The organism is Mesorhizobium sp. B2-9-1 (assembly GCF_006439455.1).
Taxonomy (GTDB): Bacteria; Pseudomonadota; Alphaproteobacteria; order Rhizobiales; family Rhizobiaceae; genus Mesorhizobium.
In genome coordinates, this window is sequence record NZ_VFTP01000013.1 from 88,332 (window position 1) to 110,289 (window position 21,958).

The following is a 21,958-nucleotide window of genomic DNA, read 5'->3' on the forward strand; positions in this document are numbered from 1 at the left end:
AGTGAAGGCTGCAGACGCTTGCGCGGTTTGCGAAGAGCGGCCCGTTGGTGTATGCCGCACCGCTTGGGCCAGCCATGCCATGCTCCCCTTCTCAACTTCCGGATTGCCATGCCCCAGCCAGACCTTGTCATCTTCGATTGCGACGGCGTGCTCGTCGATTCCGAAATCATCGCCGCGCGCGTCGATGCCGAGCTTCTGACGTCGGCCGGATTCGAGATTTCGGCCGAGGAGCTTGCCGAGACCTATGCCGGCCTGACCTTCAAGGACATCATGCTGCGGGTCGAGGAGAAGTCGCGGATCCCATTCCAGGCCTCGCTGATCGACCGCGAGGAAGAACTCGTCGACCGCAAGCTGCGCGCAGACGTGCGCGTCATCGACGGCGCCCGCGAGGCGGTTGCCGCAGTCACCGCGCCACGCGCCGTCTGCTCCAATTCACGCACCGAGCGGGTCGAATTCATGCTGGAGAAGGTGCGGCTGCTGCCGTTCTTCGCCGGCCGCATCTTTTCGGGCCTCGATATTCCCAGCAAGAAGACCAAGCCGGCGCCGGACGTGTTCCTCTACGCCGCCGAAAAGCTCGGCGCCAACCCGAAGAACACTTTCGTGATCGAGGATTCCGTGCACGGCATCGCCGGCGCCAGGGCCGCCGGCATGCGCGTCATCGGCTTCACCGGCGCCGGGCACAGCTATCCGGGCCATGCCGATGCGCTGACCGAGGCCGGCGCCGAAACGGTCATCCGGCGCTGGGCGGAGCTCAACAGCACGATCGCGGCGCTGTCGGAGTGGTCCGAAGACGCCTAGAAATTCAAGGGACCCGGCTACGAGCGCGTCGTCAGCGTCGACAGCTGGTCAGTGTCGTAGCGGTTTCGCAGATCGGCGAGCGCTTTCGGATTCGGCGCGCCCTGCGCCGTGAGTTCGGCAAGCTCTTCGAAATAATGCTCGTGACCGGGCGGAGAGACGGTCATCAGCACGCGCGCCGGCTTCTTGCTGACATTCGTGATGTTGTGCGGCATTCCCGGCGGGATGAACAGAAAGGTGCCGGGCGTTGCCCGAATCGTCCTGTCGCCGACATGCCATTCACACTCGCCCTCGAGCAGGTAAAAGGTCTCTTCCTGCACCCGGTGAACGTGTCGCCCGGTGGCGAATTCCGGCGGGATCGTCCAGTCGAACATGCTCGTATGCGTGGTATTTTCATCGGTAACGAGGAAAGCCATTGGATGGCCACGCAACATGACGCCCTTCTTCTCGTCGGGCATGCGGATGACGGCATCAGCGCTCATATGATCCTCCTCTGACAGGGCGCTTGTTTGCGGCAAGCGTTCGCGCAACATCGGCTGCTCACGCCGGAAAGTCGTGAATCCGTTGCCAAAAATTTGCTAAAAGACTCGAATGACAGCCAGGGGCGACGCCTACCAGTTCGGCCCGTTCCGCCTCGATCCCGAGGTGGGCATTCTCTTTTACGGGGCCGAGCCGACCATGCTTGGGCGGCGCGCCGTGGCGCTGCTGCGGCTGCTGATCCAGAATGCGGGCCAACCCGTATCGAAGGACGCGCTGATCGACGCGGGCTGGGGCGGATCGGCGGTTGCCGATAACAATCTGACGGTTCAGATTGCAGCCTTGCGCCGGACTCTGGCCGACGCGGCGAATGTCGCGAGTTGGATCGAGACTTTGCCGCGCCGCGGCTATCGCTATGTCGGACCGGCCGTCGCCACCAGTCTTCCCGACACCTCGGCCACCACCCGCGCCGCGTCGGCGCCGATGTTGCCTGAAAAGCCCTCGATCGCGGTCCTGCCGTTCTCGAATTTGAGCGGCGACCCGCAGCAGGAGTATTTTGCCGATGGGATGGTGGACGACATCATCACAGGTCTGGCGCGCATCAAATGGCTGTTCGTCATCGCGCGAAACTCGAGCTTCAGCTACAAGGGTCGCGCCATCGACGTGAAGCAGGTCGGCCGCGAGCTTGGCGTTCGCTATGTCCTCGAAGGCAGCGTGCGCAAGGCCGGCGGCAGCGTGCGTGTTGCCGCGCAAATGATCGATGCTTCGACCGGCGCCCATGTCTGGGCCGAGCGCTACGATCGCAGCTCCGAAGACATCTTTGCGCTCCAAGACGAGATCGCACTGGCAGCAGTAGGAGCGATTGCGCCGAGCGTGCGGAAAGCCGAAATCGAACGAGTCAGGCGCAAGCGCCCCGACAGTCTCGATGCCTACGATCTAGTGCTGCAGGCCCAGCCTGACGTGGATTCAGGCATGCCGGATCAGGTAACCAGGGCGCTGGTGCTTCTCGAGCGTGCGCTCGCGCTCGAACCGGCCTATGCGCTGGCGCATGGCAATGCCGCGATGTGCCATCATTGCCTGTTCCTTCGCGCCGGCCTGCAGGAGATCAACCGTGCGTCTTCGATCCGCCACGCGCGGTCGGCCATCGTCCACGGGCAGGATGATGCGCTCGCCCTCACATGGGCGGGCTTTTCCATCGGAATGGATGCGCATGATCGCGCCGGCGCATTCGCGGCATTGGAAGCTGCGCTTGCCATCAGTCCGTCATCGGCGCTGACCTACATTCTCGGCAGCGTCATGCTCGGATGGAGCGGTGAAGCAGAGCGCGCGATAGAGTGGAGCGAGCAGGGCATACGGCTGAGCCCGTTCGATTCATGGGCCTGGGCCGCATTTGACGCGCAGGCGATGAGCCATGTGCTGCGCGGCCGCTACGAAGAAGCTTGCCGTGCTGCCTACAAGTCCGTCCAAGCCAATCCGGCGCACAGTATCACCTATGTGCAATTGGCCGCCGCGCTGGCCAAGCTTGGCCGATTGGACGAAGCGAGGGCGGCCGCCGCCCGCGTGATCGAGCTTCAGCCTGGCTTTCGCTACAGCCGCCAGTTTGCAGGCGTGAATTGCGCGCCCGCGCTCGCGCAGGCTCTTGGCAGCGCATTACGGGCAGCCGGATTACCTGAGTAGACGACGAACACGTTTGTTTCGTTGGCCAGCGAGACGCCGTTGTTGTTTCCTGCCGTTGCTCAGTTCGTCGCCGGAGCGCGCTTCTTCCCCTTGCCTTTCGGCTTGTCGGCCGAGGCGACCGGCGTGTTCTCGTCATAGCCGGCATAGGCCTGGTAGTCGCGCGCGGTCGGCTCAGGCACCACGACGTTGTTGTCGACGAAGACGAACTGGGTAGCGGCCGATGGGTCGGTAATCTGCACCTGGTACGGATGCAGCTGCGAATAAAGCACCTCGTCGCCATGCTGAACCGCGATGCGGATCGGCATGGTGACGGTGCCGGGCGCGAACATCGGCCCCGGCACGACCTTGCCGGCGACGGCTATCTTCATCGACATCTGGCCGTTGGCATGGGTGCAATCGCGCGTCACGTCGGTGATCGACGCCTGGTAGATGATCTTTGACGGATCGCGATTGGGATCGACGGGTTGGCCGTTAGGTCCGACCTGCACGGCCGCGGCGGCTGCCTGGGCCTCGGCGTCGGCCGCGGCGTCAACCTTCTTTTTCTTGGGCTTCGCCGTCGTGCCCTTGGCATAGGTGTTGAAATAGGCGGTGCCGTCGCGCAGCGTCACTTTCGGGCAATAGGCGCGCAGCTGGCTGGCGAGGATCTTGGGATCCTGCGGCGGCGGCGGCGCGACGGGATCCTTCTTGGTTAAACCAAAGTTAAGAATACCATTGTCGCTCGATTGGCAGCCGGCGGCGGCAAGCATAAAGCCGGTGAGCGCCAGACCCGCGACAAAACGACGGTTGACCGAATAAAACCCCATGAAACTGCACTTCCCTCTCACAAAGCCGGTGACGTATAGCAACCGCGCGGCAAAAATGCGACTGAGCGGGCTCGGAAAATTAACCAATTGCCGTGGATGACTCGACCGGCAGCAATAGGCCTTTGACGATGCAATATGTGAGTACCCGCGGGGATGCGCCCGCGCTTGGATTTTCCGACGCTGTGCTGGCCGGCCTGGCGCGCGACGGCGGGCTTTACGTGCCGCGCGAGTGGCCGCAGTTTTCGGCCGCCGACATCCGCGCCATGCGCGGGCTTGCCTATCCGGACCTTGCCATCCGCGTGCTGGCGCCGTTCCTCGGCGGCGAGATCGCGGCGCCCGTCTTCGAGCGGCTGGTGCGCGAGGCCTATGCGACTTTCCGGCATGAAGCCGTCTGCCCGCTGGTGCAGACCGGGAAAAACACCTTCATCCTCGAGCTGTTCCACGGCCCGACGCTGGCCTTCAAGGACGTGGCGATGCAGTTGCTGGCGCGGCTGATGGACCATGTGCTGTCAGAACGCGGCCAGCGCGCCACCATCGTCGGCGCGACCTCGGGCGACACCGGGGGTGCCGCGATCGACGCATTCTCCGGCCGCGACCGCACCGACATCTTCATCCTGTTCCCGCACGGCAAGGTCTCGCCGGTGCAGCAGCGCCAGATGACGACGTCGAGCGCGGCAAACGTCCATGCGCTGTCGGTCGAGGGCAATTTCGACGACTGCCAGGGCCTGGTGAAGGACATGTTCAACGACCACGCCTTTCGCGACCGAGTGTCGCTGTCGGGTGTGAATTCGATCAACTGGGCCCGCATCATGGCCCAGATCGTCTATTATTTCTCGTCTGCGTTGTCGCTCGGTGCGCCCGACAGGCCGGTCTCCTTCACCGTGCCGACGGGCAATTTCGGCGATATTTTCGCCGGCTACGCCGCCAAGCGCATGGGCCTGCCGATCGAGCGGCTGATTATCGCCACCAACGACAACGACATCCTGGCGCGCACGCTGGCGAGCGGCGAATACCGCACCAAGGGCGTGTTCGCCACGACCTCGCCGTCGATGGACATCCAGGTGTCGTCTAATTTCGAGCGGCTGCTGTTCGAGGCCGCGGGCCGCGATGCCGAGACGGTGCGGCGCTATATGAACGGCCTGAAGCAGTCAGGCGCCTTCACCATCGAAGCAGGCGAGCTCAAGCGCATCCGCGCCGAGTTCGACGCCGGCCGCGCTAGCGTCGACGAGGTCGCCGCCACCATCCGCGCGACGCTCGAGGCGAGCAACTACCTGCTCGATCCGCATACGGCCGCAGCCGTCCGTGTCGCCGCCGCACATGACTCCGGCGCGGTGCCCATGGTGGTGCTCGGCACCGCGCATCCGGCGAAATTCCCGGCGGCGGTCGAGGCCGCGAGCGGCATCACCCCTGCCCTGCCCGCATGGCTAGGCGGCTTGATGACAGCCGACGAAAAATACACGATACTTCCATCCGACTTGAAAATGGTGGAAGATTACGTGAGCCGCCACTCGCGGGCGGCGCGTTAAGGAGTACTTGCCATATGGGTGTTGAGGTAAGCCGTCTGTCGAACGGCCTGACAGTCGCCACCGAAACCCTTCCAAGCATCGAATCGGTTGCCCTTGGTGTCTGGGTGAAGTCAGGCGCCCGCAACGAGCGCGACGAAGAGCATGGCATGGCCCATCTGCTCGAGCACATGGCGTTCAAGGGCACCAAGCGCCGCAGCGCCTTCGAGATCGCCTCGGAAATCGAGAATGTCGGCGGCGAGATCAACGCCGCCACCAGCGTCGAGACGACCTCCTACTACGCCAGGGTGCTTTCCGACGACGTGCCGCTGGCGGTCGATATCCTGGCCGACATCCTGCAGGAATCCGCATTCGATCCCGACGAGCTGGAGCGCGAGCAGCATGTGATCCTGCAGGAGATCGGCGCCGCGCACGACACGCCCGACGACATCGTCTTCGACCGCTTCACCGAGACGGCCTTCCGTCATCAGACCATCGGCCGCTCGATCCTCGGCACGCCGGAGACGGTCAAATCCTTCACCTCCAAACAGCTGCACAGCTTCATCGAGCGCCAATATGACGCGGAGCGGATGGTCGTCGTGGCCGCCGGCGACGTCAAGCACGACAATTTCGTGCGCGAGGTCGAGAAGCGGCTTGGCGGCTTCCGCGCCAAGGCGGCGGGCAATATCCCGCAATATGCGCAATATGTCGGCGGCGACTTCCGCGAGGACCGCGACCTGATGGATGCGCAGATCGTGCTCGGCTTCGAGGGCCGCGCCTATCATGTGCGCGATTTCTACGCCTCGCAGGTACTGTCGATGATCCTGGGCGGCGGCATGTCGTCGCGGCTGTTCCAGGAGGTGCGCGAGAAGCGCGGCCTCTGCTACTCGGTCTATGCCTTCCACTGGGGTTTTTCCGACACCGGCATCTTCGGCGTGCATGCCGCCACCGGGCAGAGCGACATCGCCAAGCTGGTGCCGGTGATCATCGGCGAATTGCAGAAGGCCGGCGAGAGCATCCAGCAGGACGAGCTCGACCGGGCGCGGGCGCAATATCGCGCCGGCCTGATCATGTCGGCCGAAAGCCCAGCGAGCCGCGCCTCGCAGATTGCCCGGCAATTGCTGTTGTTCGGACGGCCGATCGCCAAAGAGGAATTGATGGAGCGGCTTTCGGCGCTGACCGTCGAGCGGCTGACCGACCTCTCCTCGCGCCTGTTCTCGACCAAGCCGACGCTTACCGCGGTCGGTCCCGTGGGCACGCTGGCGCCCTACGAGGCGATCCTCGAATCGCTTGCGGGCCCGCAGACGACGGCCCGCCGGCTCGCCGTCTGATCTTCGACCAAAACCGTGTTCGCGCTCCCTTTCTTTCGCCGCGACCTGCCGGCACTGAAGGGCGACAAGGTCACGCTGCGCGTGCCCTTGACCAACGACTACCGCGAATGGTCGGCGGTGCGCGGCGAAAGCCGCGCCTTCCTCGAACCCTGGGAGCCGCGCTGGCAGCCGGACGAGCTCGACCGCAATGCCTGGCGCCTGCGCATCAGCCGCTACCGCGAGGATTATGCCCAAGGCACGGCCATCGCCTTCTTCATCTTCGAAAAATCGAGCGGTAAGCTTGCCGGTGGCATCACGCTCGGCAACATCCGCCACGGCGTCGCGCAGAGCGGCCATATCGGCTACTGGATCGGTGAACGCTTCGGCGGCCGCGGCATGATGACCGAGGCGGTCAAGCTGGTGTCGCGCTTCGCCTTCGATACGCTGCGGTTGCACCGGATCGAAGCTGCCTGTATTCCCGAAAATGCCCGGTCGATCCGTGTGCTTGAAAAAGCCGGATTCCGGCGCGAAGGACTTCTGCGATCCTATCTCAGGATCAATGGCATCTGGCAGGATCACTATCTCTACGCCCGGATCGCGGACGATCCGCCGGGCGATGGAACGAAGGGCTGATTGTGACGAATTTTCCGCGATTAGCGTCGCTGTTCGCCCTCATCATGACGGTCGTCGTCACGCTTTTTTCCGCCATGCCGGCTTTTGCCGTCGAGCCGATCAAGATCGCGCGCGACGACAAGGCGCTGGACCTGTCGCGGGCCGTGGAAATCTACCGGAACCAGGGTGAGAATTTCCAGGTCTCGACGGCGCCCGGCCCCGACGGCATCGTGCGGCGGATCGAGGTGGAAGCCAATGACGCGCGCTCGAGCGGCGACTGGGCCGTCTTCGCGCTCGCCAACACCACCGACCAGCAGCTCGACCGGCTGATTGTCGCGCCGCATTTCCGGCTGGTGAATTCCGGCATCTTCTGGCCGGATCTCGGCTCCACGCGCATCGCCGCCATCACGCCCAGCGAGGGCTTCGCGCTCGACCGCCAGACAAGCCCCGACGCCGACGTGTTCCGGGTGACGCTGAACCCTGGAACGGTGGTGACCTTTATCGCCGAGCTCGCCTCGCCGAAACTGCCGCAGGTCTATCTCTGGGAGCCGGATTCCTACAAGGATTCGGTCAACTCCTACACGCTGTTCCGCGGCATCGTCATCGGCATTTCGGGGCTTCTTGCGCTGTTCCTGACGATCCTGTTCGTGGTCAAGGGAACCTCGATGTTCCCGGCGACCGCGGCGCTCGCCTGGGCGGTGCTGGCCTATATCTGCGTCGACTTCGGTTTCCTCAACAAGATCATCGAGATATCGCCCGGCAACGAGCAGATCTGGCGGGCCGGCACGGAGGTGGCCCTGGCCGGAACCTTCGTGGTGTTCCTGTTCGCCTATCTCAACCTCAACCGATGGCATGGTCATTTCAGCTATGGCGCGCTGGTCTGGATCCTCGGGCTGCTGCTGATCGCGGGGGTGGCCATCGTCGATCCGGCGGTCGCCGCCGGCGTTGCTCGCATCTCGTTCGCGGCCACCGCGCTCACCGGCCTCGGCCTCATCATCTTCCTCGGCATCCGCGGCTATGACCGCGCGATCATGCTGGTGCCGAGCTGGGTGATGGTGCTGCTATGGCTATGCGGGTCGTGGATGGCGATCACCGGCATGCTGGACAACGACATCGCCCAACCGGCGCTGGGCGGCGGGCTGATCCTGATCATCCTCTTGATCGGCTTCACGGTCATGCAGCATGCCTTCGCCGGCGGCGCGCTGCACCAGGGCCTGTTCTCCGACCTCGAGCGGCAGGCGCTCGCCGTCGCCGGCTCGGGCGACATCGTCTGGGACTGGGACGTGCTGCGCGACCGCGTGGTGACCAAGCCGGACATCAGCCTGCAGCTCGGCCTTGCGCCCAACAGCCTTGGGGGTGCGGCCCGCAACTGGCTGCCGGTGCTGCATGCCGACGACCGCGACACGTTCCGCACCACGCTCGACGTGGTGCTGGAGCATAGGCGCGGCAAGGTGGCGCAGAACTTCCGCCTGCGCGGCGCCGACGGCCATTACCACTGGTTCTCGCTGCGCGCCCGCCCGGTGATCGGCTCCGACGGCGAGGTGATCCGCTGCGTCGGCACCATGATCGACGTCACCGAGCAGAAGAAATCCGAGGAAAGGCTGCTGCACGACGCCGTGCATGACAATTTGACCGGCCTGCCGAACCGCGAATTGTTCATGAACCGGCTGGAAGCGATCATCTCGATCGCCCGCACCGAGGAGAAGGTGCGCCCGACGGTCTTCATCATCGATATCGATCGCTTCAAGCAGGTCAATGACGGCCTTGGCATCTCCGCCGGCGACACCATTCTGCTCACTGTCGCGCGCCGGCTGCACCGGCTGCTCAAGCCGAAGGATTCGCTGTCGCGCTTTGCCGGCGACCAGTTCGCGCTGATGCTGCTTTCGGAACAGGACCCGGCCCGCATCGCTGCCATGGCGGACGCCATCAAGCACGCGATCAACAATCCGATCACCTTCGCCAAGCGAGAAATCGTGCTCACCGCATCGATCGGCCTGATCACCTGGACGACGGCGCAGACTTCGGCCGAGGACATGGTCAAGGACGCCGAGCTTGCCATGCACCAGGCCAAGCGTTTCGGCGGCGATAGAATCGAGCCTTTCCGTCCCGCCTTCCGCACCGTCGGCACCGACCGGCTGCAGTTCGAATCCGACCTTCGCCGCGCCATCGAGCGGCGCGAGTTCACGCTTGCCTACCAGCCGATCGTGCGGCTGGAGGATGGCAGCGTCGCCGGCTTCGAGGCGCTGCTGCGATGGGACCATCCGCGCCGCGGCATGATCCCGCCGGGGGACTTCATTCCGGTCGCCGAGAATTGCGGGCTGATCGTGCAGCTCGGCCTGTTCGCCATGCAGCAGGCGGCCGAGGACCTCGCCACCTGGCAGAAGCAGATCGGCGACGCGCCGCTCTCGGTCTCGGTCAACCTGTCCAGCCGCCAGCTCATCCGCCGCGACCTGGTCAGCGACGTCCGCTCGGTGATCGCGCGCGCCAATCTAAAACCGCGCTGCTTCCGGCTCGAGCTCACCGAATCCCTGGTGATGGACAATCCCGAGCAGACGGCGCATGTGCTGACCAAGCTGAAGCAGCTCGGCATCGGATTGTCGCTCGACGATTTCGGCACCGGCTATTCCTCGCTCTCCTATCTGACGCGCTTCCCCTTCGACACCATCAAGATCGACAAGAGCTTCGTCGACGACGCCACGCCGAAGCGCGCCGTGCTGCTCAAATCGATGGTCAACATGGCGCATGAGCTCGGGCTTTCGGTCGTGGCGGAAGGCATTTCGGATGAAAGCGACGCGCTGGAGTTGCGCCAGATGGGCTGCGAATATGTGCAGAGCTTCATGTTCGGCGCGCCGATGCCCGGCGACCAGGTGCTGAAGACGCTGAGGGAACAATATCCGCTGACCCAGGCTTAGAGGCCGTTTGGAAACTCTGCTCCTGCGGCCATCTGGCGGCGCTTTCTGCGCTTCCGGTGCTCACGTGCGTTAAGCACGCTCCGCTCCGGTTCTCGAAATCACCACCATATGACTCGCATGAGCGAGTTTCGAAACGGCCTCTGCGTCTGCTCGGTAGGCTAAGCGTGCCCGGCGGCGGCGCTCAGATGGGCGAGGTCGATGCCGATCGAGGCAAGGATACGGTCGTATTTGCGCTCGATGTCGGTGTCGAAGAGAAGCTCTGGCGTCGCCGGACAGGTGAGCCAGCCATTCTCGGAGATCTCCGTTTCGAGCTGGCCGGCGCCCCAGCCGGAATAGCCGAGCGCCATGAGGGCATGGCGCGGGCCGCGGCCGGTCGAGATGGCGCGCAGGATATCGACGGTTGCCGTCAGGCAGATGTCGTCGGACACGTTGAGCGAGGATTCCACGCGATAGTCGCCCGAATGCAGCACGAAGCCGCGGCTGCGGTCGACAGGCCCGCCGTTGCGCACGACGAAATCGCGCGTATGCGCCGGCAGGCGGATCGCTTCCTGCTCGTTCATGATGCCGAGTTGCACAAGCAGGTCCGGAAACAGCATCTGCTGCGTCTGGTTGATGATCAGTCCCATCGCGCCCTCGTCGCTATGGGCGCAGATGTAGATGACGGAGCGTGCGAAACGGTCGTCCTTCATGCCAGGCATGGCAATCAGGAACTGATCGTCGAGGAAACCGCGTCCGGCGGCCGACTTCTTGTGGCGCAGCAAGTCCATGGCTTCAGCGTAACGCGTTTCGGCAGCGCCGAAAAGATGGTGCCAGTCCCCGATGTCACGCAAATATGATAGCGGGAGAGCGATGAAGTCATTGCGCGGCCAAGAACGGACGGTCAAATCACCGCATGCGATACATGAAATTACTGGTTCTCGGCGTCGTTTTCGGGTGGGCTACAAGCCTGCCGGCCGAGGCCTCCTCCTCCAACTGGTACAACAGTGAAGGCGGCAAGGTTCGGCTGGTGACCACCGGCAAGCCCGACGAGGCCGGCAAGATCCACGGCGTGCTCGACATCGCGTTGAAGCCCGGCTGGAAGACCTATTGGCGCGATCCAGGCGACGCCGGCGTGCCGCCGCAACTCGACATATCGGGCAGCACCAATGTCGCCGACGCGCAATTGTCGTTCCCGCCGCCGCAGCGGCATGACGACGGCTACGGCAAATGGGCCGGCTACGATCGTCCGGTGTCGCTGCCGGTGACGTTCACGCTGTCTTCGCCCGACCAGCCGGCGACCATCGATGCCAACATTTTCCTCGGCATCTGCGAGACGATCTGCATTCCAGTGCAGACCCGGCTCAGCGTCAATCCCGGGTCCGATCCCGATAACGCGACCGACGCGGCCCTGGTGAAAACCGCGCTTGCGACGCTGCCCTCCCCGGCCCGGTCCGATTTCGGCATCAGCGTGCTGTCCAGCGACCATGAGACCCTCGTCGTCCAGGCGCAGTCGCCCGGCGATCCGCAATCCGTCGATCTCTTCATCGCCGGCGAGCGCGACTACATGTTCGGCGCGCCGGTGCGCAGTCAGAAGGACGGCAAGCTCGTCTTCACCGTGCCGATCCTCGACCGGCCGTCGGCGGCGCCGACCGATGGCGGGCTGTATTACACGCTGACCAGCGCCGACGGTTCGGTGGACGGCCTGCTGCCTTTCCCTTGATCCAGGGTCTTTCTGAGCCGCAATTCCGGATGGAAAACCGCTGCACACTTTTCCTGGAATTGCTCTGAAGAGTTGCCGCAGCCCGCGCAGTCCGATATCGAAGGCATCGATCCTTCCCATCCCCCAAGCGAGGCACCACATGACCATTACGGTTGGCGAAAAACTGCCCGAAGCGACCTTCAAGACCATGACCGCGGACGGCGCAAAGCCGATCACCGGCGATGAGATCTTCGCCGGCAAGAAAGTCGTGCTGTTCGGCGTTCCCGGAGCCTTCACGCCGACCTGCAGCAACAACCACCTGCCTGGCTATCTGGAAAACCATGACGCCATCCTGGCCCGCGGCGTCGACACGATCGCCGTCGTTTCGGTCAACGATGTGCATGTCATGGGCGCCTGGGCGCGGTTCACCGGCGGCGAAGGCAAGATCCTCTATCTCGCCGACGGCAGCGGCGATTTCGCCAGGTCGGTCGGACTCGACAACGATCTTTCCGCTACCGGCATGGGATTGCGCTCGAGACGCTTCTCGATGATCGTCGACGACGGCAAGGTCGCGGCGCTCAATGTCGAGACCAAGCCGGGCGTCGACGAGAGCGGCGCGGCAAAAATCCTCGAGCAGCTCTAGATCAGGATCAGGTTTCGTTGACCGCCATCCCGATCTTACTCTCTATTGGAGCATGATCTTGTCCGAAAACCAGTTTCCACTTTTTGCGTTCGCTGACCTTCGGTTCAGGGATCGTGCTCTTTGTTGGAGCATGATCTTGTCCGAAAACCGGTTCCCACTTTTCGGGATCATGCTCTGATGCTCGAGACCATCTGGCGCGCAGTGGCGATCGGCATCGGCGCCACGGTGTTCATGGATATCTGGGCGATCGTCCTCAACAAGGCGTTCGGCCTGCCATTGCCCAACTGGGGCATGGTCGGACGCTGGGTGCGGCATCTGCCGGAGAGGGTCTTTCACGACGATATCGGCAAGGCCGCGCCCTATGCGCATGAAAAGGCGCTCGGCTGGGCATTCCACTATCTGGTCGGCATCCTCTATGGCGTGATCCTGGTGGTGCTCGCCGGCGCAGGCTGGCTGGCGGCGCCGACATTCCTGCCGGCCTTCATTCTCGGCATCGTCACGGTCGGGGCCGGCTGGTTCCTCCTGGCGCCGGGCATGGGCGCCGGCTGGGCGGCGTCCAAGCTTCCCAATCCGATGAAGGTGCGCGCGCTCAACCTCATAGCGCACACGGTGTTCGCGCTCGGCATGTTCTCGACGGCGCTGCTGATCCGCTAACGATCAAATGCCGCTATGCGGCGTCGATGGGGCGCCAGCCGTGCAGGACGCGGCGCGCGCCGATATCATAGGCGAAGTAGTTGCCGCCACCCGCCGGCTGATCCGCGATACGGCTGATCTGGCGGCCATCGAGCGAAAGCAGCAGAAGTGTCCCCACGCCTCCGTGGCCAATGAAAGCCACATTGCCGGTGAGGCCGGCGTCAAACACGGCGTCGACTTCGTCCATGATGCGCTGCTGCGCATCTATCGCCCGTTCCCATCCGCGGATGCTGTCGTGCGGCCTGGCGAAGAACTCGTCGGCAACCGCTTCGAATTCCGGCGGCGGCAGGAAGCCCGTCGCCGACCGGTCGTTCTCGTGCATCCGCTCCCGCACCTCGACCTCAAGATGAAGGTGCTTCGCCAGGATTTCCGCAGTTTCGACCGCCTTGCGTTCAGCGGACGACACGATGCGCCCTATCGAGCCAACCCAGGGCTGATCGAGCATCGCAACAGCCCTTGCCCGGCCGATGTCAGACAGCCCCCATTCCGGCACCGGAATGTTGGCGTCGATCCGAACCTGCGGATGGGTAATGTAATAGGCGATCGGCAACGCAAACTTTCTCCGATCAGATGCGGGCTGGATGGCCGATCAGTAACTTTGGGTCGAGCGTCGCGCCTTCGCAACCGCCGGCCGCTTCGGCTGCGCTGCGGGCTGCGCCGCCAAGACGGGCTTCACCGGGCCTTTCTTGAACGGCGCCATGCCTTGCCGGGCCAGTTCGTCGGCGCGCTCGTTCTCCGGGTGGCCGGCATGACCCTTCACCCAGTGCCAAGTGACCTTGTGGCGCCGATTGGCCTCGTCGAGCGCCTGCCACAGCTCGCCATTCTTGACCGGCTTCCTGTCGCCGGTCTTCCAGCCGTTCTTCTTCCAGCCGTGGATCCACTTGGAGATGCCGTCCATGACGTATTTGCTGTCGGTGTAGAGGTCGACCGCGCAAGGCACCTTCAGCGCGTTTAGCGCGGTGATGGCGGCCAGCAACTCCATGCGGTTGTTGGTGGTCTCGGCCTCGCCGCCGGACAGCTCCTTGGTGACGCCGTTGTAGCGCAGCACTGCGCCCCAGCCGCCCGGCCCGGGATTGCCCGAGCAGGCGCCGTCGGTGAAGATCTCGATCTGCTTGTTCATGTCAGCCCGTATTCGGATGGCGACTTGATGGCGCGGTGGAAGCGCATGCGGCGGATATATTCGGTCGGATCGCGCTTCATCACCAGCCCGCCATCCGGAATGGTCAGCCAGTCATAGAGGCGGGTCAGCATGAAGCGCAGCGCCGAGCCGCGCGCCAGCATCGGCAGCGCCGCCTTCTCGTCGTCCTGAAGCGGCCGCACCGACTGGTAGCCGGCCAGCAGCGCCGTCCCCTTGGTCAGGTTGAAGGAAAAATCCTTCTCGAAGCACCAGGCGTTGAGGCAGGTGGCGACATCATAGGCGTAGAGGTCGTCGCAGGCGAAATAGAAGTCGATCAGCCCGGAAAGCTTCTCGCCGAGGAAGAAGACGTTGTCCGGGAACAGATCGGCGTGGATGATGCCCTTCGGCAGGCCGGTGGGCCAGTTGCGGTCGAAATCGGCGAAATCGGCATCGACCTCAGCCGCCAAGCCGGGCTCGACCTCATCGGCGCGCTCGCGCGAGGCCGCCCAGAGCTTGCGCCAGCCGTCGATGGCCAGCGCATTCGGCCTTCGCATCTGAAAATCCCGGCCGGCAAGATGCAGGCCGGCGAGCGCTTTACCGACCTCGCCACAATGTGCGGCCGTCGGCCGCCTGAGCGACAGGCCTTCGAGGAAAGTGATGATGACGGCGGGCCGGCCGGCCAGCGTGCCGATGACGGTGCCGTCATGCGCGGTGACCGGCAGCGGGCAGGAAATGCCTTTCCTGGCGAGATGGCCCATCAGGCCGAGAAAGAACGGCAGGTCGGCCTTGTCGACCCGCTTCTCGTAGAGCGTCAGGATGTAGGAGCCGGTCGAGGCGTGGACCAGGAAGTTGGAATTCTCGGTGCCTTCGGCGATGCCCTTGTAGGAGAGCAGCTCACCCACCGGATAGGCTTTGAGGAATGCGGTCAGCTCGCCTTCGTTGACGTCGGTGTAGACGGCCATCCGGTTTCACGCCGCTCCGTTGACGAAGGCCATGTCGGCCGCCGTCAGTTCGACATCGCGCAACACCCGCATCACCGGAAAATCCTCCGTTTCCGTGGCCGTGACGGCCAGATCGATGGTGACGTCGAAGCGTTGCCGGAACGCGTCGATGATCTCGTCGACGATGATTTCCGGCGCCGAGGCGCCGGCCGACAGGCCGAGCGTCCTGATCCCGGCGATCTCATCCCACGGAATTTCGGCGGCGCGCTGCACGAGAAGCGACATCGTCGCGCCGGCGCGCTCCGCCACTTCGACAAGGCGACGCGAATTGGACGAATTGGGAGCGCCGACGATGAGGAAAAGATCGGCGCCGGCCGCCGTCTCCTTCACCGCTTCCTGGCGGTTGGTGGTGGCGTAGCAGATCGATTCGGCCGCGGCCGCATGCAGTTCGGGAAACCGCTCCTGCAGCGCCCGGATGATGCCGGCGGTGTCCTCGACCGATAAGGTCGTCTGGGTGACGAAGCCCAGCGCCGATGCGTCGACGGGCACGAAGCGCGCGGCGTCAGCTTCGGTCTCGATCAGCGTCACCGCGCCTTCCGGCAATTGGCCCATCGTGCCGATCACCTCCGGGTGGCCGGCATGGCCGATCAAAAGCACATGGCGACCAAGGCGCTGGTGGCGCATCGCCTGCTTGTGCACCTTGGAGACGAGCGGGCACGTGGCGTCGAGGTAGAAGAGATTGCGCGCCTGGGCGTCCGCCGGCACCGATTTCGGCACGCCATGCGCGGAAAAGACCACGGGCGACTGGCGATGCTCCGGCGGAATCTCGGACAGTTCCTCGATGAAGACGGCGCCCAGGCTCTGCAGCCCTTCGACGACGTAGCGGTTGTGCACGATCTCGTGGCGGACATAGACCGGCGCGCCGTATTTCTTCAGCGCCAGCACGACGATCTGGATGGCACGGTCGACGCCGGCGCAGAAGCCGCGTGGCTGGCAGAGCCTGATCGTCAGCGGTGGCTTTTTCTGGGTCATGAATGCAAGGCCGATTCAGTCGGAACCAAGAACATGATGCCGAAAAGTGTGAAGCGGTTTTCGGACGACATCATGCTCTATCTGTTTGATTAGGCGAAATGAGGTGCGCACCCCTGCCCTGTCAAGAGCGACGGCGCTCACTGCTCCTTCGCCGGGCGGCGCAACCTCAGGATCAGCACGGCTGCAAGGGCGGCGGCTAGCCCGTACCAGGTGACGGCATATTGCAGGTGGTTGTTCGGCAGATCGATGATGGTGACGCCGCCGACCGGCAGGCCGCCGGGATTCGGCGTCTTGTCGGCATCGACGAAGAACGGCACCAGCACGAAACCGGCAGGCAAGCCGGCGGTCGCTGCCATGACGTCGCGGTCCTTCCAATAGAAGATGTTCTTGGCGACGTCATTGTCGGGAAGCATCATCGACGGCTTCGCGGGCAGCGGATTGCGGGCGAGCCCGGTCACCGTCACCTTGCCGGCAATTTCGCCCTGCCGGCGCTTGGAGGGATCCTTGAGGTCATAGGGAACGAAGCCGCGGTTGACGAGCACGAAGCGGCCGTCCTCGAGCTGCAGGGGCGTGTAGACGTTGAAGCCGCTGTCGCCTTGCCAGGTGGAAAAGAAGTGCCGCTCGCCCTGGTGCAGGAAAGTGCCTGTCACCGTCACGGGCGTGTAGTCGACATCGTGGGAAGCGGCGAATTCCTTCTCGACGTCCGCCAGAGCCAGCGGTGCGGAATGGGTGCGCTTGTCAATGGTTGCGAGCAGGCCTTCCTTCCAGTGCAGGCGCTGGACCTGCCAGGTGCCGAGCCCGATCAGGACAGCGAACAGGACAAGGCCGAGGCCAAGCAGCAACGCCGTGCGCGGCCGCGAAGGGCCGGCAACCAAACCGGTCGTCCCGCTCATTCGTTGGAATCCAGCCTGCCCTCTGAGGCCTTCTTCGAGTACTGCAAGGTGATCAGCACACCCTTGATCAGGCGCAGCGCCGTCAGGCACAGCACCAGGGCGAGCGGTATCCACAACATGAAGTGCAGCCAGAGCGGCGGACTGAACGTCACCTCCATCCACAATGCGAGGCCGACGACGACGAAGCCGATGATCAGGATGACAAACACTGCCGGCCCATCGCCCGCATCGGCGAAGGAATAGTCGAGCCCGCAATTATAGCAGCGCTTGCCGACGGTGAGGAACCCCGAGAACAGCTTGCCTTCGCCGCAGCGCGGACAGCGGCCATGCAGGCCGGCCGAGATCGGATCGATGGGGGGCCAGATCGCCTTGTCTTCGCTCATGTTCTCACCCTAGACCTTTTCGCCCCAAAGAATAAGGCGGCCACGTCGCCGCGGCCGCCTCTTGAGATTCCCAAACCCGTCGGTTTAATGGCCTTCGATCATGGCGCCGTTGGAGGCCCAGACATAGATCGCGCTGAACAGGAACAGCCAGACCACGTCGACGAAGTGCCAGTACCAGGCGGCCGCCTCGAAGCCGAAATGCTGCTTCGGCGTGAAGTCGCCGCGCATCGCACGCACGAGGCAGACCAGCAGGAAGATGGTGCCGATGATGACATGGAAGCCGTGGAAGCCGGTCGCCATGAAGAAGGTGGCGCCGTAGATCGAATCCCGGAAGCCGAACGGAGCGTGCATGTACTCATAGGCCTGCACCATGGTGAACAGCATGCCGAGGCCGACGGTCAGCACCAGGCCGTTGATCAGGCCCTTGCGGTCGCCATGCAGAAGCGCGTGGTGCGCCCAGGTCACCGTCGTGCCCGACAGAAGCAGGATGATGGTGTTGTAGAGCGGCAGGTGGAAGGGATCGAGGACTTCAAGCCCCTTCGGCGGCCACACGCCGCCGGTGAAGGCGGTGCGGGCATACTGGTTCGCCTCGCCGGGGAAGAGACTTGCGTCGAAGAAGGCCCAGAACCAGGCGACGAAGAACATCACCTCCGAGGCGATGAACATGATCATGCCGTAGCGCAGATGCAGCGACACGACGCGCGTGTGGTGACCCTCATGCGCTTCCTTGATGGTGTCGGACCACCAGGCGAACATCGTGTAGAGCACGATGATCATGCCGATGAAGAACAGCCACGGATTGGCGATGTTGTGGCCGAAGACCGGGAAGTTGCCGGCCTTCAGATACTGCATCAGGCAGACGCCGCCGATTGCGGTGACCAGCGCGCCGATCGAACCCAGGAAAGGCCACGGGCTGGGGTTGACGAGATGGTAGTCGTGTTGTGGTTTTGCGTGCGCGTCTGCCATATCAACCCCCGAGGCTTGCGTCGGAATCTGGAACTTTGTTGCTGCTGCCAGCGGCCGGCACCGACGAGGCGACCGGCTTTTTGTTTTCGACCGGGAACATCGTGTAGGACAGGGTGATGGTCTTCAAGTCCTTGAGTTCCGGCACGTTGACGATGTCTGGATCGACATAGAACACGACCGGCATGTCCAGCGTCTCGCCGGGCTTCAGCGTCGTGTCGGTGAAGCAGAAGCACTCCACCTTGTTGAAATAGGCACCGGCCATTTCCGGCTGCACGTTGAACGAGGCGCGGCCGGTGATGGTGCGGTCGAACTTGTTGGTGGCGCTGTAATGCGCCTGCGCCGTCGCGCCGATCTTGATCGTCACCGAGCGGGCGACAGGCTCGAACTGCCATGGAATGCCGTTGGTGTTGGCATCGAAGCGGATGGTGATATCGCGGTCGAGCACGCGGCCGGCATATTGTTTTTCGGCGCGCTGCGTGGTCCCGCCATAGCCGGTGACCTGGCAGAACATCTTATAGAGCGGCACCGCCGCATAGGCCATGCCGACCATGCCGGTGAAGAAGGCGAGGCAGACGGCAGCGACGATGCCGTTGTTCACCTTGTGGGGCTTGCTGCTGGCCTCGCCGCTCATCAGCCGCCTCCCAACAGGCCGGAGCCGGTGATGCTGGCCCCGCTGTGACCGAAGCGCACGATGGTGGCGGCATAGAAGACGACGACCAGCGCTGCCAGCGCGAGACCGATGGCGATGGAGCGGTTGCGGCGCGCCTTCTGCTGGCGTTCGGTCAGCGTGACCAGTTCGAGTTTTTTGTCGGCCACGATCATGCTCCCCCCATCATGAGGACGCGCCCGACCACGCAGTCGACGAGATAGGCGGCAAAGATAGCGAAGAGATAGAGCAGCGAGTAGCCGAACAGGGCCTTGGCCGGCTTCATCGCGCGATCATCGTCGGCCATGGCAAGCACTTTCCAGGCATACCAGACGAAGCCCGCGCCGAGGGCCGCCGAGACGACGCCGTAGCCGGCCGTTGTGTAGCCGAGTGCCCAGGGCAGCACCCCAACCGGCGCCAGGATCAGCGCATAGGCAAAGATCTGCCGGCGGGTCGAGGCCTGGCCGGCGACGTTCGGCATCATCGGGATGCCGGCGCGGGCATAATCGTCGGACTTGAACAGCGCCAGCGCCCAGAAATGCGGCGGCGTCCACAGGAAGATGATCAGGAACAGGACCACGCTTTCGAGGCTGACCGAGCCGGTCACGGCAGCCCAGCCGATCACCGGCGGGATAGCGCCGGCGGCGCCACCGATGACGATGTTCTGCGGCGTCCAGCGCTTCAGCCACATGGTGTAGACGACGGCGTAGAAGAAGATGGTGAAGGCCAGAAGCGACGCCGACAACCAGTTGACCAGCACGCCGAGCGTCATCACCGACAGAACCGACAGCACGAGGCCGAAGCTCAACGCCTCGCCTGGCGTGACGCGACCGGACGGCACCGGGCGGCCGGCGGTCCTGGTCATCACCGCGTCGATGTCGGCGTCGTACCACATGTTGAGCGCGCCGGAGGCACCGGCACCGATGGCGATCGCCAGGATGGCGATCACCGCCATGAGTGGATTGATGGCGGCGGGTGCCGCGATCATGCCGACAAAGGCCGTGAAGACGACCAACGACATGACGCGCGGTTTCAACAGGGCGAAGAAATCGCCTGCTGTCGCTTCCGACATGCGAAAGCCCGCTTCCTCCATCAATCTGTCCTCGGCAAGCGCCATGCGTACTTAAAGTCCATCATTCCGTTGGCAAAGACCGCCGGACGAGCCGGCGGCCGCGTATGCGTCGGGACGCTGCCTACTTGATCTTCGGCAGCTGTTCCCACTGGTGGAACGGCGGCGGCGAAGGCAGCTGCCATTCGAGCGTGGTGGCACCCTCGCCCCACGGGTTGGCGCCGGCGACACGCTTCTTCTGGAAGGCCTCGAACACGCCGTAGAGGAAGATCGCGACACCGACGGCTGCGATGTAGGAGCCGTAGGACGACACCATGTTCCAGCCCGCGAACGCGTCCGGATAGTCGACGGTACGGCGCGGCATGCCGGCGAGGCCGAGGAAGTGCTGCGGGAAGAAGATCAGGTTCACGCCGACGAACGTGACCCAGAAGTGTGTGTTGGCGATAACCGGCGAGTACATGTAGCCGGTCATCTTCGGGAACCAGTAGTACCAGCCGGCGAAGATCGCGAACACCGCGCCCAGCGACAGCACATAGTGGAAGTGGGCGATGACGAAATAGGTGTCGTGCAGCGAGCGGTCGAGGCCGGCATTGGCCAGCTGAACGCCGGTGACGCCACCGATGGTGAACAGGAAGATGAAGCCCAGCGCCCACAGCATCGGCGGCTTGAAGGAGATCGAACCGCCCCACATGGTGGCGATCCAGGAGAAGATCTTCACGCCGGTCGGCACCGCGATGACCATGGTGGCGAACACGAAGTAACGCTGCGTGTCGAGCGACAGGCCGGTCGTGTACATGTGGTGCGCCCAGACGATGAAGCCGACGGCGCCGATCGCGACCATGGCGTAGGCCATGCCGAGATAACCGAAGACGGGCTTCTTCGAGAAGGTCGAGACGATATGGCTGACGATGCCGAAGCCCGGCAGGATCAGGATGTACACTTCGGGATGGCCGAAGAACCAGAACAGATGCTGGAAGAGGATCGGGTCACCGCCCTGGTCCGGCACGAAGAAAGCGGTGCCGAAATTGCGGTCGGTGAGCAGCATGGTGATGGCGCCCGCCAGGACCGGCAGCGACAGAAGCAGCAGGAAAGCGGTGATCAGCACCGCCCAGGCAAACAGCGGCATCTTGTGCAGCGTCATGCCGGGAGCGCGCATGTTGAAGATGGTGGTGATGAAGTTGATGGCGCCGAGGATCGACGACGCGCCGGCGATATGGATCGACAGGATCGCCAGATCCATCGCCGGGCCGGGCTGGCCGGATGTCGAGAGCGGCGGATAGATGGTCCAGCCGCCGCCGACGCCGAAGGCGCCCGGCGCGCTCGGCACGAACATTGAGGAGAGCAGCAGGATGAAGGCAGGCGGCAGCAGCCAGAACGAGATGTTGTTCATGCGCGGGAAGGCCATGTCCGGCGCGCCGATCATGATCGGCACCATCCAGTTGGCGAAGCCGCCGATGAGCGCCGGCATGACCATGAAGAAGATCATGATCAGGCCGTGCGCGGCGCCGAAGGCGTTGTACATGCTCTTGCCGCCGTCGATGGCGGCGTCGCCCTGCATGCCGTAGACCATCTGGGCCAGGCCGCTGAAGATCTGGATGCCCGGCTCTTGCAGCTCCATGCGGATGGCAACCGAGAGCGCGCCGCCGACGATGCCGGCCATGATCGCGAAGATCAGGTAGAGCGTGCCGATGTCCTTATGGTTGGTCGAGTAGACCCAGCGGACCCAGCCATGCGGCCTGTGGTCGCCGTGATCGTGAGCTGCAGCCTCTGCCATGTTCCGCTCCGTTCCCTAAATCTTGCTAACCCGCG

General features: G+C 63.9%; 23 protein-coding genes. 9 read left to right on the forward strand and 14 right to left on the reverse strand.

What is annotated here, in order from left to right; genetic code table 11:
• Positions 1-108: 108 nt before the first annotated feature.
• Complete coding sequence (locus FJW05_RS20595; protein ID WP_140541548.1) at positions 109-798, forward strand: HAD family phosphatase; 690 nt, start codon at positions 109-111, stop codon at positions 796-798.
• 17 nt (positions 799-815) lie between these two features.
• On the opposite strand, the gene FJW05_RS20600 is transcribed toward FJW05_RS20595, so the two are convergent.
• Positions 816-1,277: a cupin domain-containing protein gene (locus tag FJW05_RS20600; protein WP_140635315.1), complete on the reverse strand. Its 462-nt coding sequence runs from the start codon at positions 1,275-1,277 to the stop codon at positions 816-818.
• A 109-nt stretch (positions 1,278-1,386) separates the two neighbouring features.
• Here FJW05_RS20600 and FJW05_RS20605 point away from each other — a divergent pair, with 109 nt between their 5' ends.
• On the forward strand, positions 1,387-2,949 hold the full coding sequence (locus FJW05_RS20605; RefSeq protein ID WP_140635260.1) for a winged helix-turn-helix domain-containing tetratricopeptide repeat protein: 1,563 nt from the start codon (positions 1,387-1,389) through the stop codon (positions 2,947-2,949).
• A 59-nt stretch (positions 2,950-3,008) separates the two neighbouring features.
• Here FJW05_RS20605 and FJW05_RS20610 read toward each other — a convergent pair whose 3' ends face one another.
• Complete coding sequence (locus tag FJW05_RS20610) at positions 3,009-3,752, reverse strand: hypothetical protein (protein ID WP_140635262.1); 744 nt, start codon at positions 3,750-3,752, stop codon at positions 3,009-3,011.
• Between the two features lie 128 nt (positions 3,753-3,880).
• Here FJW05_RS20610 and thrC point away from each other — a divergent pair, with 128 nt between their 5' ends.
• The 4 genes from thrC to FJW05_RS20630 are packed head-to-tail and all read left to right on the forward strand — an operon-like array spanning position 3,881 to position 10,088.
• Positions 3,881-5,278, forward strand: a complete 1,398-nt coding sequence (gene thrC / locus FJW05_RS20615) for a threonine synthase (protein ID WP_140635264.1) — start codon at positions 3,881-3,883, stop codon at positions 5,276-5,278.
• A 14-nt stretch (positions 5,279-5,292) separates the two neighbouring features.
• Positions 5,293-6,585 (forward strand): pitrilysin family protein, encoded by a 1,293-nt coding sequence (locus tag FJW05_RS20620; RefSeq protein WP_140635266.1) that lies wholly within the window; start codon positions 5,293-5,295, stop codon positions 6,583-6,585.
• Positions 6,586-6,600: 15 nt separating this feature from the next.
• The gene (locus FJW05_RS20625) at positions 6,601-7,197 is read left to right on the forward strand and encodes a GNAT family protein (protein WP_140541542.1); all 597 of its coding nucleotides are present in this window, start codon (positions 6,601-6,603) and stop codon (positions 7,195-7,197) included.
• A 2-nt stretch (positions 7,198-7,199) separates the two neighbouring features.
• Positions 7,200-10,088: an EAL domain-containing protein gene (locus tag FJW05_RS20630; protein WP_176476983.1), complete on the forward strand. Its 2,889-nt coding sequence runs from the start codon at positions 7,200-7,202 to the stop codon at positions 10,086-10,088.
• A 158-nt stretch (positions 10,089-10,246) separates the two neighbouring features.
• Here FJW05_RS20630 and FJW05_RS20635 read toward each other — a convergent pair whose 3' ends face one another.
• Positions 10,247-10,855: a YqgE/AlgH family protein gene (locus tag FJW05_RS20635; protein WP_095767156.1), complete on the reverse strand. Its 609-nt coding sequence runs from the start codon at positions 10,853-10,855 to the stop codon at positions 10,247-10,249.
• A gap of 125 nt (positions 10,856-10,980) precedes the next feature.
• Here FJW05_RS20635 and FJW05_RS20640 point away from each other — a divergent pair, with 125 nt between their 5' ends.
• The 3 genes from FJW05_RS20640 to FJW05_RS20650 all read left to right on the forward strand — a co-directional run bounded on the left by FJW05_RS20640 (position 10,981) and on the right by FJW05_RS20650 (position 13,063).
• The gene (locus FJW05_RS20640; RefSeq protein ID WP_140635268.1) at positions 10,981-11,787 is read left to right on the forward strand and encodes a protein-disulfide reductase DsbD domain-containing protein; all 807 of its coding nucleotides are present in this window, start codon (positions 10,981-10,983) and stop codon (positions 11,785-11,787) included.
• A gap of 139 nt (positions 11,788-11,926) precedes the next feature.
• The gene (locus FJW05_RS20645; RefSeq protein ID WP_140635270.1) at positions 11,927-12,409 is read left to right on the forward strand and encodes a peroxiredoxin; all 483 of its coding nucleotides are present in this window, start codon (positions 11,927-11,929) and stop codon (positions 12,407-12,409) included.
• Between the two features lie 177 nt (positions 12,410-12,586).
• A complete protein-coding gene (locus FJW05_RS20650; RefSeq protein ID WP_140635272.1) occupies positions 12,587-13,063 on the forward strand; it encodes a DUF2938 domain-containing protein in 477 nt (158 codons plus the stop codon).
• A gap of 13 nt (positions 13,064-13,076) precedes the next feature.
• Here FJW05_RS20650 and FJW05_RS20655 read toward each other — a convergent pair whose 3' ends face one another.
• The 11 genes from FJW05_RS20655 to ctaD form a co-directional block, all read right to left on the reverse strand.
• On the reverse strand, positions 13,077-13,652 hold the full coding sequence (locus FJW05_RS20655) for a histidine phosphatase family protein (RefSeq protein ID WP_140635273.1): 576 nt from the start codon (positions 13,650-13,652) through the stop codon (positions 13,077-13,079).
• Positions 13,653-13,691: 39 nt separating this feature from the next.
• Complete coding sequence (gene rnhA / locus FJW05_RS20660; protein ID WP_140635275.1) at positions 13,692-14,222, reverse strand: ribonuclease HI; 531 nt, start codon at positions 14,220-14,222, stop codon at positions 13,692-13,694.
• The gene (locus tag FJW05_RS20665) at positions 14,219-15,181 is read right to left on the reverse strand and encodes a homoserine kinase (RefSeq protein ID WP_140635277.1); all 963 of its coding nucleotides are present in this window, start codon (positions 15,179-15,181) and stop codon (positions 14,219-14,221) included. The genes rnhA and FJW05_RS20665 overlap by 4 nt, the downstream gene beginning before the upstream one ends.
• A 6-nt stretch (positions 15,182-15,187) precedes the next feature.
• Positions 15,188-16,192, reverse strand: coding sequence for a 4-hydroxy-3-methylbut-2-enyl diphosphate reductase (ispH, locus tag FJW05_RS20670; RefSeq protein ID WP_140541535.1), 1,005 nt, complete (start codon positions 16,190-16,192; stop codon positions 15,188-15,190).
• A gap of 137 nt (positions 16,193-16,329) precedes the next feature.
• Positions 16,330-17,085 carry an SURF1 family protein gene (locus FJW05_RS20675; RefSeq protein WP_181165022.1) on the reverse strand — a complete coding sequence of 252 codons (756 nt, stop codon included), beginning with the start codon at positions 17,083-17,085 and terminating at the stop codon, positions 16,330-16,332.
• Positions 17,082-17,468 carry a DUF983 domain-containing protein gene (locus tag FJW05_RS20680; RefSeq protein ID WP_140541534.1) on the reverse strand — a complete coding sequence of 129 codons (387 nt, stop codon included), beginning with the start codon at positions 17,466-17,468 and terminating at the stop codon, positions 17,082-17,084. The genes FJW05_RS20675 and FJW05_RS20680 overlap by 4 nt, the downstream gene beginning before the upstream one ends.
• A gap of 84 nt (positions 17,469-17,552) precedes the next feature.
• Positions 17,553-18,434 (reverse strand): cytochrome c oxidase subunit 3, encoded by an 882-nt coding sequence (locus FJW05_RS20685; protein WP_140541533.1) that lies wholly within the window; start codon positions 18,432-18,434, stop codon positions 17,553-17,555.
• 1 nt (position 18,435) lies between these two features.
• Entirely contained in the window at positions 18,436-19,065 is a 630-nt protein-coding gene (locus FJW05_RS20690; RefSeq protein WP_140635279.1) for a cytochrome c oxidase assembly protein, read from the reverse strand.
• A complete protein-coding gene (locus FJW05_RS20695) occupies positions 19,065-19,256 on the reverse strand; it encodes a hypothetical protein (RefSeq protein ID WP_140541531.1) in 192 nt (63 codons plus the stop codon). The genes FJW05_RS20690 and FJW05_RS20695 overlap by 1 nt, the downstream gene beginning before the upstream one ends.
• The gene (locus tag FJW05_RS20700) at positions 19,253-20,197 is read right to left on the reverse strand and encodes a heme o synthase (RefSeq protein WP_140541530.1); all 945 of its coding nucleotides are present in this window, start codon (positions 20,195-20,197) and stop codon (positions 19,253-19,255) included. Before FJW05_RS20700 ends, FJW05_RS20695 begins: the two co-directional genes overlap by 4 nt.
• Before the next feature lie 76 nt (positions 20,198-20,273).
• Positions 20,274-21,923: a cytochrome c oxidase subunit I gene (ctaD, locus tag FJW05_RS20705; RefSeq protein WP_140541529.1), complete on the reverse strand. Its 1,650-nt coding sequence runs from the start codon at positions 21,921-21,923 to the stop codon at positions 20,274-20,276.
• Positions 21,924-21,958: the final 35 nt, after the last annotated feature.